The organism is Ruminococcus sp. J1101004sp1_RTP21198st1_B9_RTP21198_201120, from assembly GCF_040924245.1.
GTDB lineage: Bacteria > Bacillota > Clostridia > Lachnospirales > Lachnospiraceae > Blautia_A > Blautia_A faecis.
The window spans coordinates 123,715-140,783 of record NZ_JBCOMI010000011.1 but is presented as its reverse complement, the minus strand read 5'-3'; the positions used below and the strand labels follow the sequence as shown (position 1 = coordinate 140,783).

Sequence of the window (17,069 nt, the reverse complement as noted above, 5' to 3'; positions counted from 1 at the left end):
GCAGTTAGCAGTTAGTTCGCTGGAGCGTTGCGCCGGCGAGTGAGCAATCACCATTGTCCGAATGCGTCCGCCTTGAATAACTTTCAACCAATTAAATAAATTTTCAGGAACTCATAAATCTCTTCTTCAGTTGGCGGACATCCTTCCAGGTGGTGGGTGAAGTGGCGGGTGCAGTGGCCGATTCCCAGGGTGCCTTCCTGGTTTCGGTAACCTTGACCGATGGAGATTCGGGTGGTCAGGTTTGAAAGGAGACCTTCTTGCTTCAGGCGGTCAAGGGCAGGAATCAGGTTGCCGTAACAGGCGCTGCAGGATTCTACTTCTTCTACAGCGTCGGCAAGCTCTACCACTTTCCGTGACTTGGGAATGGGGGCACCGGGGTTACCGTCGAGGGCGTGGATTTCTGCCTGGCGGATGTCGGCGCAGCCAACACCAAGGGTGGCAGCCTTTGTGATGTAGGGAACCTCTTCTACCTGGTAGTACATCATGTCGCAAACGTAGGCATCCATAAGAACCGGATCCACAGCTGCCAGAACGCGGTTCATCTCTACGGGGTTGCCGCCATCTTCGAAATCCAGATCGCCGCAAATGTTGTCTACCACGATGAAATCCTGGTGGATAGCAAGGCCCAGGTGGGCAATGGGGTCATGAAGACCTAATGCGTGGAAACGGCGCTTCTCAGAATTAGGAAGAAGACCTTTCATGTTCTTCAATGCACAGGTGATTTTGGTCTGACAGTGACCTTTTAGTACCGGAACATTAATAAGGAAGTCCAGGTCAAGGACACTTTTGCAGATGTTTAAGGTCATATCGCTACATTGTACAGGCACACCCTTTTCCTTTTGCATGTCAAGGAACGGAACGTTATATTTTTCACAGAGGGACTTGAAACCACAGACTTCGTAGGATTCGGAGGTCTTATCTCCTACCCAGGAACCTTCCATGATCACCAGATTGGAAAACCCTTTTTCCTGAAGATATTCTACGATTCCGGCGACTACCTCTGGGTGAGTGGTGCCGCCCCAGTAGGCTTCCATGGGGGCGACCAGGTTTGGCTTGATGCCGATCCGCATATTGTACAAACCAAATTCTGAATTCTGTTTTTCCACAGAATCCGAAGAATAAAAACAGTCCACTTCTGCTTCAGAGTTGTCAATAAGACTGCTCTTTGTTTCAAACTTCTTCTCTATCTCTCCTGCCAGATCACACGCCTCCAGCAGTTCTTTCGTCATCTCCTTATATTCAGTTCCGCATTTTATAAAAATCTGATTCTTCTTCATTTCCGGATCAGTACTCCTTTTTCTCCATAATCTTTATGGATATTGTACAGGAAATCAGAAGCATTAGCAACATAAGAACAAACAGCATCGCCAGACAGACTGGGATTCCAAGGTTCCAAATGCGCAGGCCCAGATTTTTCAGACTTGAAAAATCCACTTTCATTTTCTGGCATAGTTCTACGCCAATCCATCCTACAGCCATGATGCCAAATACAAGAATAAGCAGCACCAGCCTTCCTGTAGAGCTTCCATATTTCAACTGTACCGGAAACACAACCGCATTTGCAAAAACAGCAAGAAAAAGACCGGCAGCTGCAGAAGCGATCAGTTCTTCCCAAGACACCATATGATATCCGGAAGCATTTACGCCAATTGCAATTGCAACAGCAACAGCCCACAATACCGTGACCATCCCTGCACCCAGCAGATACTTCTCCTTCACATATTCTTTCCTGCTGATAGGAAAAGTAAAAATATAAGGCATACCATTATCCATATCATCACTTGCTATGGTATTCAGTGCCATAACAGCAGCCAGAACAGACACATAACTGATTAGAAAAGAAGGACCTGCGGAAGTACTAAGGAAACAGAAAATGGCTATAATATATACGCCAATGAACGCTTTCATGTTTCCCCTCATAATTTCCATGTCTTTTACAAACATACCTTTCATAATACTTCCCCCTTGATCATCATGGTAATAACCTTGTCCACAGACCCACGTTCTATTGCAAGCTGCGGGTAGTTCTCCGCATAAAATGCACGCTCATCTGTGAGACAGCTGTAACCGTACTGCTCCTTCTTCACCTTGAGAATATGCTGCTTATCAAGCAATTCATATTGCTTCTCGTCAGCCTTGATAAGACCATATTCATCCAGCAGCACATCTGTATTCTCATGAAGCACGATCCGGCCCTTATCAATCATATAGATATCATCACACAGGCTCTCCAGATCTGAGGAAATGTGGGAGCTGATCAGAATACTTCTTCCTTCCGTCTCCATATATTCCCGAAGGAGTTCCAGAATGCTGTCCCTGGCAATCACGTCCAGACCGGCTGTAGGCTCATCCAGAACAAGAAGCCTGGCATCAAAGCTGGTGGCTGTCAGCACTTTTAACTTTGCTTTCATTCCTGTGGAAAACTCTTTTAGCTTCTTATCCATGGGGATGGAAAACAGGCTGCACCGCTTCTCAAACATCTCCCGGTCAAATTTCTCATAAGTCTCTGTCAGAATATGCACAATCTGTTTCACGGTCAGACAATTGGAAAAACCGCTGTCAGAAAGTGTCGCGCCTATATCCGCTTTCTCTTTTTGGGAAATCTGCTCCATATCCTTATTAAACAGACGAATCTCTCCTGCATCAGAATGAACCAGGCCCAGAATAACCTTAAAGGTAGTAGACTTCCCTGCTCCATTGGCTCCGATCAGACCGGTGATCTGTCCTTCTTCTATTTCCATACTTACATCCAGGGAAAATCCAGGATAATTCTTCTGCAAATTCTTCAAACTCAGTAGCATATCTACTCCTCCATAATAAGCTCAAACAGTTCCCGGATCTCTTCCTCAGACAATCCGCTGACCCGCGCTTTCCGGATCACTTCCTCCAGTTCTGTCTCAATCTCCCGCTTCCGCTCTTCCATAAGAAGCCCCTGGTTATTCTTAGCGATAAAGCTTCCTTTCCCATGCACCGTAACCACGAACCCCTCTTCCTCCAGAAAGTCATACGCCTTCTTTACCGTAAGAGCACTAATCTTCAGCTCCTTCGCCAAAGTTCTCACAGAGGGAAGCATTTCCTCTTCCTTTAACGTCCCGTCAATGATCATCGCCTTGATCTGATCTGTGATCTGCTCATAAATTGGCTGCATCGACGAGTGATTAATTATGATCTTCATGTGACTCCTCCTTATGTAAACAGCATATAACAGTATTATACTGTTGTCAAGTGTTATATGCTGTTTATTTCCACTTAATTCATAGTTACTTTGAACAATCAGCCTGGGATGGGCAGTGTGTTGCGGACAGTTAGTCAAAAAACGGGATTTTATGAGTATAGCGCAGGTTCCATAAACACTGTCTGAGCCCAGCATGGGCGAGTTTGTTTATGGAACCTGCAATCGACGACGGAGTAAAATCCCGTTTTTTGACGTTGTCCGCAACACACTGCCCCTCCCAGGCGTCCGCCTTCGCCACACAAAAAAAGACGTGCATACCTGAGTCTAAACTCACATACACACGCCAATATTTTTATTCAGCTTTATTAAACACTTCTTTATCCACAGCCCCATTCTGGCAAGCCACAATGGTCGTACAAACAGCATCACCGGTAATATTAACCGCTGTTCTTGCCATATCCAGAATACGGTCAATACCCATGATAATACCGATTGCCTCAACCGGAAGACCAACAGAATTAAATACCATAGTCAAAGTAACAAGTCCAACACTTGGAATACCTGCGGTACCAATGGAAGCCAGTGTGGCTGTTCCGATTACTGTAATATAATCCATAGGAGTCAGCTGGATTCCAAAAGCCTGGGCAGCGAACATAACCGCAACTCCCTGCATAATGGAAGTACCATCCATATTGATAGTCGCACCAAGAGGTATGGTAAAAGAAGAAATCTTCTTGGAAACACCCATCTTCTTGTACAGCGTATCAATAGAAAGCGGAATAGTCGCATTGGAGGTTGCAGTGGAAAAGGCAAAGGCCATAACCGGGAAAAACTTTCTGATAAACTTCACCGGATTCAGGCCTGTGAACAGCTTCAGCAAAATCTGGTATACACCAAAACACTGGATTGCCAGAGCGATCAGAACTGCGATCATATATTTTGCCAGAGGCACAAATGCGCTGAAACCAATGGTTGCAAAGGTTCTTGCGATCAGACTGAATACACCAATGGGAGCCAGACTCATAACCATCATAGTCATTTCCATCATAATATCATTAAACTGGCTGATAAAATTGGAAACGGTCTCCGCACGCTCCCCAAGCTTTGCCAGGATCACACCAATGATCAAAGCAAACACTATAATCTGAAGCATTTCCCCACTTGCCAGGGACTTGATGGGGTTATCCGGAATGATATTGAGAATAGTCTGAACCAGAGAGGTGGACTCCATAGTCTCAATATCGGAAGCATTTACCTGGATCTTACTCATATCAAGACCAATTCCCGGTCTCAAAAGAGTTCCGATTCCAAGGGCAACTGCAACTGCCACCGCTGTTGTGACCAGATAAAATGCAAGTGTTTTTCCACCTACATTTCCCAGCTTCTTAGTATCACCAATAGCCATACTTCCACATACCAGTGAGCAGAAAACAAGAGGTACTACCAGCATTTTCATAAGGCGGATAAATCCCTGCCCAAGAACGTACAGCACTCCCTCAACGATCACATCATTTTTCACACTGCTATCCGGCACCAGGTAATGGAGAACCATTCCTGTGATTGCTCCGGCGATCAGCGCAATAAAGATCATACTGGTTAAGCTGATCTTCTTTTTCTCTTTTACATTCTTTTCTTTCTTCGCGCTCATCTTAGCCCTCCCGTTTTTCTTTCATAAATTCTTCCAGAGAATCCTTCCAGCCAGGCATCTCATATACATCGATAATGCGAAGGATGAAATTATCCAGAACTGCATATGCAGGTCTGGCAGAAGAAAGATCAGACTGCGGGGTAGGTACCGGATTCAGCTGCTCCTCTTTGCCTGCAAGGCGAAGAATCTCCTTTGCAAATTCATAACGATTGCAAACGCCCTGACAGGTTGCATGATAGGTTCCGTACTCATTGGTACGGATCAGATGCAGGATAATTCTTGCCAGATCTTTGGCACTTGTAGGGGAACCATACTGATCCTCAGCTACAGCAAGAGCTCTGCCCTGATCTGCAGCCTCCAGAACACGGTTTACAAAGTTATTTCCCTTTCCGAAGACCCAGTTGCTTCGGATGATAAAGTGCTTGTGGGTAAACTCCTTCACATAATTCTCCCCAGCGCACTTGGATTTTCCGTAAACAGTCTTAGGGTTTGTATTGTCAAACTCCGTGTACGGCTTCTGTGCCAGACCGTCAAAAACGTCGTCTGTGGAAAGCTGCACCATCTTTGCCCCTGTTTTTCTTGCTACAAGGCTTAAGTTGCGGGCGCCTAAAGCGTTTACACGAAATGCTTCCTCCGGCTGCTTCTCGCAAAGTTCTACATCTGTGATCGCAGCACAGTTGATGATCACATCCGGACGATTGATCTCTCCAAAATGGAGAACTTCGTCTGTTTCTGTAATATCAAGCGCATTTTTGTCTGTATTCAAAACTTCAATTTCCAACGGATCCAGCACTTCATTAATTGCTTCGCCAATCTGGCCTTCAGATCCTACGATCCATACTTTCAGCATGTTTTCTCCTCCTTTTCATACGATAAATAATATTTTAACAAGCCAGGCCATACACTGTCAAGAAAAAAGATTGCGCCCTTTTTCCCAATCTGAAAATTGAATTTTCAAAACAGCTCTTAACATCTTGAATTTCCCAGTCATACCTTGTATAATTTTTGCCAAATGAACAGGGAAGGATTCAGAATATGAAAAGAAAAGTAGGGAAACGAAAAAAGCAGCTGCAGCAAAAATATTTCTTCCGAAGACTTCTTCTTACAGAATGGATCCTGATCATTGCAGCAGTAATTATACTGGGAGGAGTTTTCCTCGTAAAAAGGATACGGGAAAATGTAAATACAGTTTCCATGGTTGAGGAAGCCAGCGGTCTGGACATGGATGACTCCAATTCTCTTGCCGCTGTAAAGGCCGCAATGGCAAGACCGGCAGAATTTTCTCCTAAATGCGTAGATTCCACCAGACCCTCTTTATACATAGAAACCACAGACATTGAGGTGGACGGACAGATACTTGCCAATACTTCGGATTATACCTCCACAGATACTCACGCCTTCGATGCCGGGATCAGCTACACAGATGTGGATGGAATCGTCACCTTCCGCGGAAACAATTTCCGTGACACTGCAGCCTATGGCAATACACAGATCAAAAATGGAAAAATCCAGGATCTCTGGACAGCAAAAACCGGCTCTATTACTTACGGAGATGCCACCTGGTCCGGAAGCGGCTGGACCGGACAGCCTCTTATGGAAAAATGGTCCCAAGAAGTAAAGAAGTCCATGAATATGTACGACTGGGCAAAGGAAAAAGACGATCTTGTAGAAGTGATCTATGCCTGCATGGACGGCTATGTGTATTTCCTGGATCTGGAAACCGGCGAGGCTACCAGAGATCCCCTTTACCTTGGTTTCACCTTCAAAGGAGCAGGTGCACTTGATCCCAGAGGTTATCCAATTATGTATGTGGGCGCAGGTTATGACAGCAATGAAGGCACTGCCAGGGTCTTTGTTGTGAATCTTCTGGACTGCAGTGTGATGTATACCTTTGGAAATAATGATGAATTTTCCCTTCGCGGAAATTTAAGCTACTTTGATTCCTCCGCCCTTGTGGATGCTGCCACAGATACCCTGATCTATCCAGGAGAAAACGGAATTCTTTATTTGATCAAGCTGAATACCAGTTATGACCCGGAAGCAGGCACTTTGTCCATCAATCCGGATCACATGGTAAAATGGCGCTACTACGGAACACGTACCAGTGTAGGTTCCTACTGGCTTGGCATGGAGGACAGCGCAGCCATCTATGACGGTTATCTTTTTATTGCAGATAACGGCGGCAATCTGATGTGCCTGGATCTGAATACCCTGCAGCTTGTATGGGTGCAGGATATTCTGGATGACTCCAACTCTACTCCCGTTTTGTCTGTGGAGGACAGACACCTTTACCTGTATGTCAGCACCTCTTTCCGCCTGGGCTGGCGAAGCAGCACCACTGCAGAGGTTCCTGTATGGAAAATTGATGCGGAGACAGGAGAGATCATCTGGCAGACCTCTTACGACTGTTCCTCCGAGGACAGTGTTTCAGGCGGTGTACAGTCTACCATCGCTGTTGGAAAAGAAGAATTGTCGGATAACATTTATGTGACAGTTGCCAGAACCGGCGGACAGGCACAAGGTGTACTTGCATGCATTGATAAAAATACCGGGAAAGTAAACTGGGAACATGAATCTGCCTATGCCTGGTCTTCACCTGTATGTGTATACAATCCGGATGGCAGCGGAAAGGTTCTCTACTGCAACAGCACAGGACATATCTATCTTCTGGATGGAAAAACAGGAGACGTTCTTGACTGCCACCAGATCAGTGAGGGAGTCATCGAAGCATCTCCTGCTGTATATCAAAGTTATATGGTTGTGGGAACCAGAGATTGTAAAATATGGGGGATGGAACTGCAGTGATACGGTTCCTCCCCCATTTTATTTATGCGCTAGAGCGTGTTTTGTCTCATTTACTCGATAGGCGAGCCAAACTCGCGCAGCGTATTTATCGCGTTTACTCCGATTTAATCGCCCAGCGCATTTTCGTAGACCGTGCGCGTCCATTCTGGGCACATTCCTGGGCTGACGGACGGATCACGTCTCTGGAATAATCGGAATAAATTCCCTCCTTGTATCCAGCCTTCAGCGCTTTCTTCACCAGCTTATCCTCTCCTGAATGGAACGTAAGGATTGCTGCTCTTCCTCCGGGCTTCAGTGCTCCCGGCAGCTTCTCCATAAACTCATACAGAACCTCAAACTCCCGGTTCACATCAATCCGAAGGGCCTGGAAAGTACGCTGGCAGGTCTTTTTGATGGTCTCCTTCTTCTCTTTTTCTGGAAGGAAATCCAGAGTTTTCTCAATGACCTGGCGAAGCTTTGTGGTAGTATCCATGTGGTTTCCCTTGCGGATCTCATCTGTGATCGCCTTGGCAAGCTCCTCACAGTATGGCTCGTCTGAATTTTCATAAAGCATTCCTGCAAGCTCATCCCGGGTAATATGTTCCAGGCGCTCTGCCGCACTGATCCCGGCTTCCTGATTCAGGCGCAGATCCAGAGGTCCGTCTGCTTTGAAGGAAAAACCTCTCTTGGGATTATCAATCTGCATGGAGGACACGCCGAGATCAGCAAGAAGGAAATCAAAACCTCCCACTTCTTTTGCAATCTCATCAATGGTACAGAAATTCTGAAGTTTAATGGTCAGAATATCCTCCCCAAAGCCAAGATCTTCCAGTCTCTTCTTTGTCTTGGCGGCTTCCTCATGGTCTACGTCAGTGGCATACATATGCCCCTGACCCTGCAAGCACTGAAGCATGGCCTTTGTATGACCGCCGTAGCCCAGTGTGGCATCAAAACCAATCTGTCCTGGTTTGATCTCCAGAAAATCAATAATCTCTTTTACCATAATAGAAATATGCATGCCTGCCGGGGTATTCCCTTTTTGCATTACATGCTGAATGGTATCCTGGTATTTCTCCGGCTGAAGTTCTTTATATTTCTCCTCAAATTTCTTCGGGTATCTGCCTTTGTAGCGCACTCTGCGTTTATGAGGCTGCTGCCCCTCCTGCACACTCTGCGCATTCTCATACTGTCTGTTCTCTTTTTCCTGTGACATTCTGATCTCCTGTATCTTTTTATCTGTTGCCATCTACCAATTTCGCAGAAAAATTCTTTATGCCGGAATTCTCACCCATTTCGTAAACAGCAACTTTCATTTGCTAGAGCGTGTTTGAAAAAGGCTTTCTGCAAGATGTGCGTCACAATTTGTGGGAGATTTTGTCCGGATGAGGGCGCCGTAGCGGGCTACGGCAACCGAATTCGGGCAAAATATACCGCAAAGTGGGGCGTGCAGATTGCGGGAATGATTTTTCAAACAGGCTCTAATTCTGCCGCATCATCACAGCAATGTTTCCAAACTACAGCTAACATCTTCTGTAATTACCCCTGCTTCCGTTTCTCCAATTCCATACTGATTTTCGAAACAAACAGATCAAACGCCACGTCATTCTTTCCGCTGTTGATCACAATATCAGCCTTGGAACGAGTGGGCTCTACATAAAGGTAATGCATGGGTTTCACTGTGTTTAAGTACTGTTTAATGATTCCATTCAAATCTCTTCCCCTCTCTTCCACATCACGGGAAATCCGGCGAAGAATACGCTCATCATCATCAGCTTCCACATAGACCTTAATATCAAGGAGCTCACGCACTCTGGGATCTGCCAGAAGAAGGATTCCCTCCACAAGGATCACCGGACTTGGGGTGATATGAAGGATCTTGTCTGAACGGTTATGTTGGGAATAATCGTAAACCGGACAGTCAATAGCTTTCCCCTGCCTCAGAAGCTTCAGATGCTCCACCAGAAGCTCTGTCTCCAGAGAATCCGGATGATCATAATTCACAGTCACACGCTGCTCAAAAGGGATTCCATCCTGTCTGCGGTAATAATTGTCGTGATAAAGGACTACTACGTCATCTCCAAAACGCTTTTTAATTCTGTTTGTAAAAGTAGATTTACCGGAGCCGGAGCCGCCGGCAATTCCTATAATAAGACTTTCCATATTCTTCTCCTACCTGTCAAGATCAAATTCTTCCGGCATAAATCTCGGACAAATGTTCTCTGAGGTACAAATTACAGTTGAGGAAAGACGGGTACCAATGGCACATGCCTCTCTCATTGTTTTTCCATAGGTAAGGCCTACGCACACACCTGCAAAAAAGGCATCTCCCGCGCCTGTGGTGTCAACCACATCTACCTTCATAGCTGGATAAACGCCCCAGTTTCCTTCCTGATCTGCATAAGCTGCACCATCACTTCCCATGGTAACCACCATCTTTGGAATATGGGCGGACTGGATTCTTTTTGCCAGACACCGGGCCATCTCTTCAGGCTTCAGGCCACCGTAATCCTCCGAAAACAGGATGCCCGCTTCCTGCTGGTTGCATACAAAGCAGGCTGTCCGCCTTAAGAAGTCACGTCTTTCGATTGCAATGGTCATATTCGATACAAGAGCGTATACTTTTTTGCCGTATTTCTCTGCATAGTGAAAGGTCTTCTTCACAATTTCCTTGTCAATATCGATCTCGATCACAACGCTGTCCGCATCCTGGAAAATTTCATCTCCATGTTCATCCAGGATCTGCTCTATCGGACGATGGTCCGGACGTTTGGAAATAGATGCCACCACATCTCCGTCCTGGTCAAAGACAGCCAGCCAGGTTCCCATGCCGTTTTTTACCTTACGCATATATCTGGTATCTACTTTATGACGCTCCAGTTTGCGGATCACATCATCCCCCATAGCGTCGTCATCTACCAGACTGACAAAGGTTGGTTTCAACTCTATATTGGCAATATCTTCCACTACATTTCTTCCTACACCGCCATGGATCTGCTGGATCACACCGGCATTTCTTCCTCCAGGAATAAATGGTGCTGTGGAATAACCTTTCACATCGATAAAAACATCACCGATTACAACAATTCCCATATTATAACTTTTCTCCTTTGTTACGTTATATCTTTTGGTTTGCGCTGCCTCTTATGAAGCCCGCACTTCCTTGCGGCTACATACCGGCTATGATTTCCGTCACCAGCTTTTTAAAAGATTTCGCCACTCTGTCTGCAGTCTCCTGAACCTCCTTGTGGTTCAGCTCCTGCTTCGAAATGCCAGCTGCCATGTTGGTGATACAGGAAATTCCGCACACTTCAATTCCCATATGACGGGCTGCCATTGCTTCACATGCAGTGCTCATTCCAACTGCGTCACCGCCCCATATAGCTGCCATTCTCACTTCAGCCGGAGTTTCATAGGCAGGACCTGTAAACTGCACATATACGCCTTCCTGGAGATCTATACCGCATTTTTCTGCACTTGCACGGATCACCTCTCGCAATCGTCTGCTGTATACCTCACTCATATCCGGAAATCTGCTTCCCAGTTCCTCAATGTTCGGTCCGATCAGCGGACTCGGGATTCCTGTGGTAATGTGATCGGTGATCATCATAAAATCACCTGGTTTAAAATTCGAATTCACTCCACCGGCTGCATTTGTAAGAAACAGCTTCTTCGCACCCATCATGCCCATCAATCTGGTGGGAAGAACTACATCCGTCATTGGATAGCCTTCATAGTAATGCACTCTTCCCTGCATGATCACAACCGGCACATTTTTCACATATCCAAATACAAATCTGCCTTTGTGGCCTGCAACTGTGGAGGTTGGAAAGCCCTCAATCTCTGTATAGTCAATGGTGGTTTCGATCTGGATCTCATCTGCATAATCTCCAAGGCCGGATCCCAGGATCAGCGCCACTTCCGGTTTAAAATCTGTCCTTTTTCTAACACTTGCAAGGCAAGTCTCTAATTTCTGATATAAATCGCTCATGTACACCTTCTCCTTTATCTACAGCTATCCGGCTTATTGCCAGGACAGCTTATAACATTATTGTGTTTCGTTTATACGTTGCCGATTTTCTCATCCACAGTCCGCTTCAGCCTTTCGTACTGCTTCCTGTCGATACAGATCTGATTTCCTTTTTTCACGATCAGCTGTTCTGCCTGAAACTTCTTGATGGCGCGGCTGATGCTTTTCAGGCAAAGGCCTGTCTCATCTGCCAGATTCTGCCGGCTTTCGCCGATGCATAAAATGTCATTTTTGTTATATTTTTCAAACCATTCCGAAAAAAGTACAGCTAATCTGTCAGCCCCTTCCAAAAACAGGTACAGACGGTTCCGCCGCTCTTCCTCCAACAGGGAAGCACAGGTAAGCTTTGCCTCCATGCGAAAAGCTTCCGTATCTGAATAAATCCATTTCTCATATTGCGCTCTTGGAAGCTTGGTAACAATACACTCTGTCTCTGTTTGCAGGGTGGTCTGGTAGGTATCCTGTCCCAGGATCACCTCCATACCACCAAGCGCAATGAGATTCATGGGCTTCATAAAATCATAGGCAATGCCGGAAATCCGGTAATCTGTAGCTTTTACTCTTCCTCTGGCAACAAAGAAAATCGTATCTGCCGGTTCATTTTCCCTGATAAAAGTAGTTCCGGCTTCCATTATCTCACTCTGAAACAGGTCCATAAGCCATAATGGTGCAGTACGAAAATAAGCCTCAAATTGTTTCTGTTTCTCACGTTCCAGTTCACGAAGGAATGGAAGTACATCGTGTAAATAAGTGTGTTTCATATGATTTCCTCATCTTCTGCCATGTGCTGCAAATCATTTGTTTCTATCCGGGTTCTGTCGCAAAAGCAGACAATCTCCCGAATGAGCAACAGCTATCCAATAACTGTCTTTTCTATTTTAGCATAATTTCTCAAGAATGGAATGTCCGATAGTTCCTTCCGGCATTTTCACGTCAAAATTATCTGCCACTGATGCGCCAATAACGGAAAAAGTATCCTCGTTTTCAAGGGGGCCACCCTCTTTCATAGTCTTGGAATAAGCCAGGAAGGGAACATACTCTCTGGTATGGTCAGTGCCGCTATAGGTGGGATCATTCCCGTGGTCTGCGGTAAGAATAAGAAGGTCATCCTCCCGAAGCTCTTCCAAAAGAACGCCCAGATTCCTGTCAAACTTCTCGATTTCTTTGCCGTAGCCTTCCACATTTCGTCTGTGTCCCCACAGGGCATCGAAATCAACCAGGTTCACAAAACAAAGTCCCCTGAAGTCTTCTTTGCAGATTTGGATGGTCTGCTCCATGCCGTGTACGGAGCTATCAGAATGATAGGTCTTTGTGATTCCTTCGCCGCAGAAAATATCGTTGATCTTCCCTACACCGATCACATCCAGCCCATTATCCTTTAACACATTTAATGCAGTCAGACCTGTTGGCTTCAAAGCATAGTCATGACGATTACTGGTTCGCCTGAACTCACCTTTCTTTTTGCCAACATATGGTCTGGCGATGACACGGCCTACACGCCATTCATCCTTCAGTGTAATTTCTCTTGCAATCTCGCAGCAGCGGTACAAATTCTGAAGATCAAAGGTTTCCTCATTTCCGCAGATCTGAAGAACAGAGTCGGCTGAAGTATACACGATCATGGCACCTGTATTGATTTCTTCTTCCCCAAGCTCTTCAATGATCTCCGTTCCGCTGGCGCTCTTGTTTCCAATCACGCGCTTGCTGCAGCGCTTCTCCAGTTCCGCGATCAGCTCCGGCGGAAAGCCAGTGTCTGTGAAAGTCTTAAACGGCTTCTCTGTCTTAATTCCCATCATTTCCCAATGGCCGGTCATGGTATCCTTACCATTGCTTGCTTCGCTTACGCGCATGTAACGGCCAATCGGCTTCTCCACACCTTGCATATTTCCTGCCGGATGAAGATTTAACATTCCAAGCTTCTTAAGATTTGGTATTTCCAGGGAGCCCATTTTATCCAGAATATGTCCGAATGTATCCACTCCCACATCCCCGAATTTTTCTGAATCCGGCATGGCACCGATTCCCAGAGAATCCAGAACGATCACGAAAATCCTTTCATATTTTTTCAAAATAAAATCCCTCGTTTCCAATATTTTATCCTTTTATTCCCAGTTCAGAATACAATCTCGCTTTCACCTCATCAGTGGCAAATGCCGTATCCACTGCATTCTTCATCATCAGCCGTATCTCTTCCTCCTGAATGCCATACGTGTTCTGGATGAACTGAAGCTCTTTGGTAAGGCTTGTGTTGCTCACTGTACGGTTGTCCGTGTTTATGGAAACCTTCAATCCTGTGTTCAGAAATTCCCGGATGGGATATTCTGACGGACTGTTTACCGCTTTTGTCTGAAGATTGCTGATAGGACACATTTCAATTCCAATGCCTCTGTCAGCCAGCTCTTTTTGAATATTATAATGGCCTCGCATGGCGATTCCATGTCCGATCCTGCCGGCTCCCGCTTTTACAGCATCCACAATGTTCTGTACGCTTCCACACTCTCCTGCATGAAGGGTAAAGGGCATTTCCAGCTTACGGGTGTTCTGAAAAAGCTCCATAAACTGTGCCATGGGATATGCTGCTTCCGCACCTGCCAGATCCGCTGCACACACACCATAGCCCAGATATTCACGGGCTGTTTTTATCATCCGGCTGTTGTCCTCCTGGCTGTGATGACGCATGGCACAGGTAATCACACCAAACTCCGTTCCAAAATCTGCTCTGCCCCGCTCAAGGCCTTTTAATACTGCCTCGATCACAGCACGGCAGTTCATTCCGGAGGTCTCTGAAAGAAGAGGTGCAAAACGGATTTCTGCGTAGCGTACATTTTCCTGGCTCATGGTGCGAAGTACGTCGTAGCCAGCTGCCTCAAGCCCTTTTTCATCCATAATACACTGACCCGGAAGCGAAAATTTCTCAAGGTATTCTGCAAGGCTTGTGCAGTCATCAGACACGCTAAGCTCTTCCGGCTGTACCCTTCTTCCCAGCTGGCTCTCCATGAACTCCCGGCTTAAAGACCCGTCCAGATGACAGTGAAGCTCTGCCTTGGGTAGTGCTTTTAATTGTTCGATTGTCATAATTTTTTCTCCTGCAATTCTTTATGCTGCTTTATAACTGCCGGATTCAATGCCAGATCACTCTGTTTTCGGCATTTTCCGACATACTTCATAATACTATTCTCCAGTCAGCAGCTTTCATGCCAGATTAGAAGGTCCGAAGCCTAACGGCAGGAGTTCTTTTAGTGTATACACATCATAATGCTCTTTGTCCACCGCCAGAATGACCTGGAAGGTTTCCGGGTTGCAAAACTCCATCATGACCTGTCGGCACACGCCGCAGGGAGCTGCATATTCTGTGAGCACGCCAGCCTTACCGCCGACAACACAGATAGCCTGAAAATCCTTCACCCCTTCGCTTACTGCCTTAAAAAAGGCGGTACGCTCCGCACAGTTTGTGGCTGTGTACCCGGCATTTTCAATGTTGCAGCCTGTGTAAACCTGCCCATTTTTTGCAAGGAGGGCTGCGCCTACTTTAAAATTGGAATATGGTGTATAGGAATATTTCAGCTGGTGGATTGCTGTATCAATCAGCTGGTTGATCATCTCTTTTTCCATTTTCACACCTCTTTCTTATTCATTAACATTTTCTGATTGTCTCCGACAACATCACTCTCTTCTCAATGAGCGTCGTTATAATCTGACCAATTCCAGGGACAGCATCTGTTCACCTTTACAGTCAATAAACAAATCAATATCCTGTAGCTTTCTCATTCTTTACAATCTTTATAATCCGGCTGGTTCCCAGTCGGTCTGCACCAAGTGCAAGGAACTTCTCTGCATCCTCCAGGGAAGAAATTCCGCCTGCTGCTTTCATTTTTACATTTGGTCCGATATGTCGGGAGAAAAGCTCAATGTCTGCAAAGGTTGCACCTGCACCGCCAAAACCGGTAGAGGTCTTAATATAATCTGCGCCTGCTTCTGTTACAATCTGGCACATTTTAATTTTTTCCTCATCTGTGAGGAAGCAGGTTTCAATGATAACTTTCAGGATTTTGTCACCGCATGCAGCTTTTAAGGTGCGGATCTCGTTCTCAATCAGGTCATATTTCTGATCTTTCAGCCAGCCGATATTGATTACCATATCGATTTCGGAAGCACCATTTGCAAGAGCATCTTTTGTTTCAAATTCCTTGGCTGCTGTTGTCATGTAGCCATTTGGGAAACCGATAACCGTGCACACTGCCATTTTTCCATTCATGTATTCTGCTGCCTGTTTTACATAGCTTGGCGGAATGCATACGGATGCAGTTCCGTATTCCATCGCATCGTCACAAATCTGTTTGATTTCTTCCCAGGTAGATGGCTGGAGAAGAAGGGTATGATCCACATGTTTTAAAATCTCTTTTACGTCCATTTATTTTCCTCATTTCTGTTGTCTCTTTATATTGCCCGAAATTACTGTATCGCAATTTACTGGCAGGATTCATATCTGTTCTTTATTTGATTGTCTAGTACATCGAATATTAAGTAACTGCAAGATGTTCGTCACAATTTGTGGGAGATTTCGCCCGAATGAGGGCGCCGTAATGGGCTACGGCAACCGAATTCAGGCAAAATGTAACGCAAAGTGGGGCGTGCAGATTGCGATGTCACGGTCTTAATTCGACGAATCCTCCCGGATCAGCTTTCTCACAGCTTCAACAGCCACCTGGATTGCCATATCTGTATCATGCACAACCGGATTATCCAGTCCCAGCTTCTCTCTTTCCTGATTTGCAAGCACCAGGAAACAGGAGCCAGCTCTGGCACGAAGCTTGCCAGCTGCAATAAAAAGCGCTGCAGATTCCATCTCGGAAGCAAGACAGCCCATTTTCTTCCAGGCCTCCCATTTGTTGAGCAGCTCATAACCAACTGGCATTGCTTCAGGCTCATGCTGTCCGTAAAAAGCGTCTTTGCACTGGACAACACCTGTATGACAGGAAAGTCCTTTTTCTTTCGCAGCTGCCACAAGGGCGTTTGTCACGTCCAGATTAGCTACTGCCGGATACTCTATGGGGGCATATTCCCGGCTGGTTCCCTCCATACGGATGGCACCTGTGGCAATTACGATATCTCCGCTTTTTACCTCAGGCTGCATACCGCCGCAGGTTCCAATGCGGACAAAAGTATCTGCGCCGCACCGGGAAAGCTCTTCCATGGCAATGGAGGCAGACGGTCCGCCGATTCCGGTGGATGTCACGCTGACTTTCACGCCGTCCAGGGTTCCTGTATATGTGATATATTCTCTGTTGTCTGCAATGAGAACCGGGTTGTCAAAATACTGGGCAATTTTCACACACCTTTTCGGGTCTCCCGGCATGATCACATAGCGGCCAACTTCCCCCTTTGCAACCTGGATATGATACTGCCTGCTGGCATCTTCAGAATAGTTTTTCATA

At 46.0% G+C, this 17,069-nt stretch carries 19 protein-coding genes and 2 pseudogenes; 3 read left to right on the top strand and 18 right to left on the bottom strand.

Annotation, left to right across the window (positions count from 1 at the left end; genetic code table 11):
* Positions 1 to 83: 83 nt before the first annotated feature.
* The 6 genes from AB5618_RS09715 to rfbD form a co-directional block, all read right to left on the bottom strand.
* On the bottom strand, positions 84 to 1,277 hold the full coding sequence (locus AB5618_RS09715) for a DUF362 domain-containing protein (protein WP_226815864.1): 1,194 nt from the start codon (positions 1,275 to 1,277) through the stop codon (positions 84 to 86).
* 7 nt (positions 1,278 to 1,284) lie between these two features.
* A complete protein-coding gene (locus AB5618_RS09710; protein ID WP_173771070.1) occupies positions 1,285 to 1,953 on the bottom strand; it encodes an ABC-2 transporter permease in 669 nt (222 codons plus the stop codon).
* On the bottom strand, positions 1,950 to 2,801 hold the full coding sequence (locus AB5618_RS09705; RefSeq protein ID WP_173719025.1) for an ATP-binding cassette domain-containing protein: 852 nt from the start codon (positions 2,799 to 2,801) through the stop codon (positions 1,950 to 1,952). Before AB5618_RS09705 ends, AB5618_RS09710 begins: the two co-directional genes overlap by 4 nt.
* 2 nt (positions 2,802 to 2,803) lie before the next feature.
* Positions 2,804 to 3,175 carry a GntR family transcriptional regulator gene (locus tag AB5618_RS09700; protein WP_173719026.1) on the bottom strand — a complete coding sequence of 124 codons (372 nt, stop codon included), beginning with the start codon at positions 3,173 to 3,175 and terminating at the stop codon, positions 2,804 to 2,806.
* Between the two features lie 352 nt (positions 3,176 to 3,527).
* On the bottom strand, positions 3,528 to 4,823 hold the full coding sequence (locus tag AB5618_RS09695; RefSeq protein ID WP_118578602.1) for a dicarboxylate/amino acid:cation symporter: 1,296 nt from the start codon (positions 4,821 to 4,823) through the stop codon (positions 3,528 to 3,530).
* 1 nt (position 4,824) lies between these two features.
* Positions 4,825 to 5,673: a dTDP-4-dehydrorhamnose reductase gene (gene rfbD, locus AB5618_RS09690; RefSeq protein WP_118578604.1), complete on the bottom strand. Its 849-nt coding sequence runs from the start codon at positions 5,671 to 5,673 to the stop codon at positions 4,825 to 4,827.
* Between the two features lie 185 nt (positions 5,674 to 5,858).
* Here rfbD and AB5618_RS09685 point away from each other — a divergent pair, with 185 nt between their 5' ends.
* Positions 5,859 to 7,628 carry a PQQ-binding-like beta-propeller repeat protein gene (locus tag AB5618_RS09685; RefSeq protein ID WP_173771071.1) on the top strand — a complete coding sequence of 590 codons (1,770 nt, stop codon included), beginning with the start codon at positions 5,859 to 5,861 and terminating at the stop codon, positions 7,626 to 7,628.
* A 94-nt stretch (positions 7,629 to 7,722) separates the two neighbouring features.
* Here AB5618_RS09685 and rsmH read toward each other — a convergent pair whose 3' ends face one another.
* Both rsmH and AB5618_RS09675 read right to left on the bottom strand, forming a co-directional pair.
* The gene (gene rsmH / locus AB5618_RS09680) at positions 7,723 to 8,820 is read right to left on the bottom strand and encodes a 16S rRNA (cytosine(1402)-N(4))-methyltransferase RsmH (RefSeq protein ID WP_173771072.1); all 1,098 of its coding nucleotides are present in this window, start codon (positions 8,818 to 8,820) and stop codon (positions 7,723 to 7,725) included.
* 96 nt (positions 8,821 to 8,916) lie between these two features.
* Positions 8,917 to 9,018, bottom strand: a pseudogene (locus AB5618_RS09675) (DUF6783 domain-containing protein); the annotation flags it as partial.
* Between AB5618_RS09675 and AB5618_RS09670 the strand changes: the two are divergent.
* Positions 8,995 to 9,048 (top strand): annotated as a pseudogene (locus AB5618_RS09670) (DUF6783 domain-containing protein); the annotation flags it as partial. The pseudogenes AB5618_RS09675 and AB5618_RS09670 overlap by 24 nt on opposite strands.
* Before the next feature lie 95 nt (positions 9,049 to 9,143).
* On the opposite strand, the gene udk reads toward AB5618_RS09670, so the two are convergent.
* The 9 genes from udk to AB5618_RS09625 form a co-directional block, all read right to left on the bottom strand.
* Positions 9,144 to 9,767, bottom strand: a complete 624-nt coding sequence (udk, locus tag AB5618_RS09665; RefSeq protein WP_173771073.1) for a uridine kinase — start codon at positions 9,765 to 9,767, stop codon at positions 9,144 to 9,146.
* A gap of 9 nt (positions 9,768 to 9,776) precedes the next feature.
* A complete protein-coding gene (locus tag AB5618_RS09660; RefSeq protein ID WP_173719029.1) occupies positions 9,777 to 10,697 on the bottom strand; it encodes a carbohydrate kinase family protein in 921 nt (306 codons plus the stop codon).
* 76 nt (positions 10,698 to 10,773) lie between these two features.
* Positions 10,774 to 11,595, bottom strand: a complete 822-nt coding sequence (locus tag AB5618_RS09655) for a purine-nucleoside phosphorylase (RefSeq protein ID WP_173771074.1) — start codon at positions 11,593 to 11,595, stop codon at positions 10,774 to 10,776.
* A 71-nt stretch (positions 11,596 to 11,666) separates the two neighbouring features.
* Entirely contained in the window at positions 11,667 to 12,395 is a 729-nt protein-coding gene (locus tag AB5618_RS09650) for a Crp/Fnr family transcriptional regulator (protein WP_173719031.1), read from the bottom strand.
* Positions 12,396 to 12,512: 117 nt separating this feature from the next.
* Complete coding sequence (locus AB5618_RS09645; protein WP_173719032.1) at positions 12,513 to 13,703, bottom strand: phosphopentomutase; 1,191 nt, start codon at positions 13,701 to 13,703, stop codon at positions 12,513 to 12,515.
* A gap of 25 nt (positions 13,704 to 13,728) precedes the next feature.
* A complete protein-coding gene (gene add, locus AB5618_RS09640; protein WP_173716877.1) occupies positions 13,729 to 14,709 on the bottom strand; it encodes an adenosine deaminase in 981 nt (326 codons plus the stop codon).
* A 117-nt stretch (positions 14,710 to 14,826) separates the two neighbouring features.
* Entirely contained in the window at positions 14,827 to 15,246 is a 420-nt protein-coding gene (locus AB5618_RS09635) for a cytidine deaminase (RefSeq protein WP_173716878.1), read from the bottom strand.
* A 133-nt stretch (positions 15,247 to 15,379) separates the two neighbouring features.
* Positions 15,380 to 16,045: a deoxyribose-phosphate aldolase gene (gene deoC, locus AB5618_RS09630; protein ID WP_173719034.1), complete on the bottom strand. Its 666-nt coding sequence runs from the start codon at positions 16,043 to 16,045 to the stop codon at positions 15,380 to 15,382.
* A gap of 109 nt (positions 16,046 to 16,154) precedes the next feature.
* Complete coding sequence (locus AB5618_RS09625; protein ID WP_306797096.1) at positions 16,155 to 16,241, bottom strand: DUF6783 domain-containing protein; 87 nt, start codon at positions 16,239 to 16,241, stop codon at positions 16,155 to 16,157.
* On the opposite strand from AB5618_RS09625, the gene AB5618_RS09620 reads away from it, so the two are divergent.
* Positions 16,218 to 16,292: a DUF6783 domain-containing protein gene (locus AB5618_RS09620; RefSeq protein WP_334284868.1), complete on the top strand. Its 75-nt coding sequence runs from the start codon at positions 16,218 to 16,220 to the stop codon at positions 16,290 to 16,292. The two genes, AB5618_RS09625 and AB5618_RS09620, sit on opposite strands and share 24 nt — an antisense overlap.
* On the opposite strand, the gene udp is transcribed toward AB5618_RS09620, so the two are convergent.
* Entirely contained in the window at positions 16,289 to 17,068 is a 780-nt protein-coding gene (gene udp, locus AB5618_RS09615) for a uridine phosphorylase (RefSeq protein ID WP_118578624.1), read from the bottom strand. The genes AB5618_RS09620 and udp overlap by 4 nt on opposite strands.
* Between the last annotated feature and the right edge of the window lies 1 nt (position 17,069).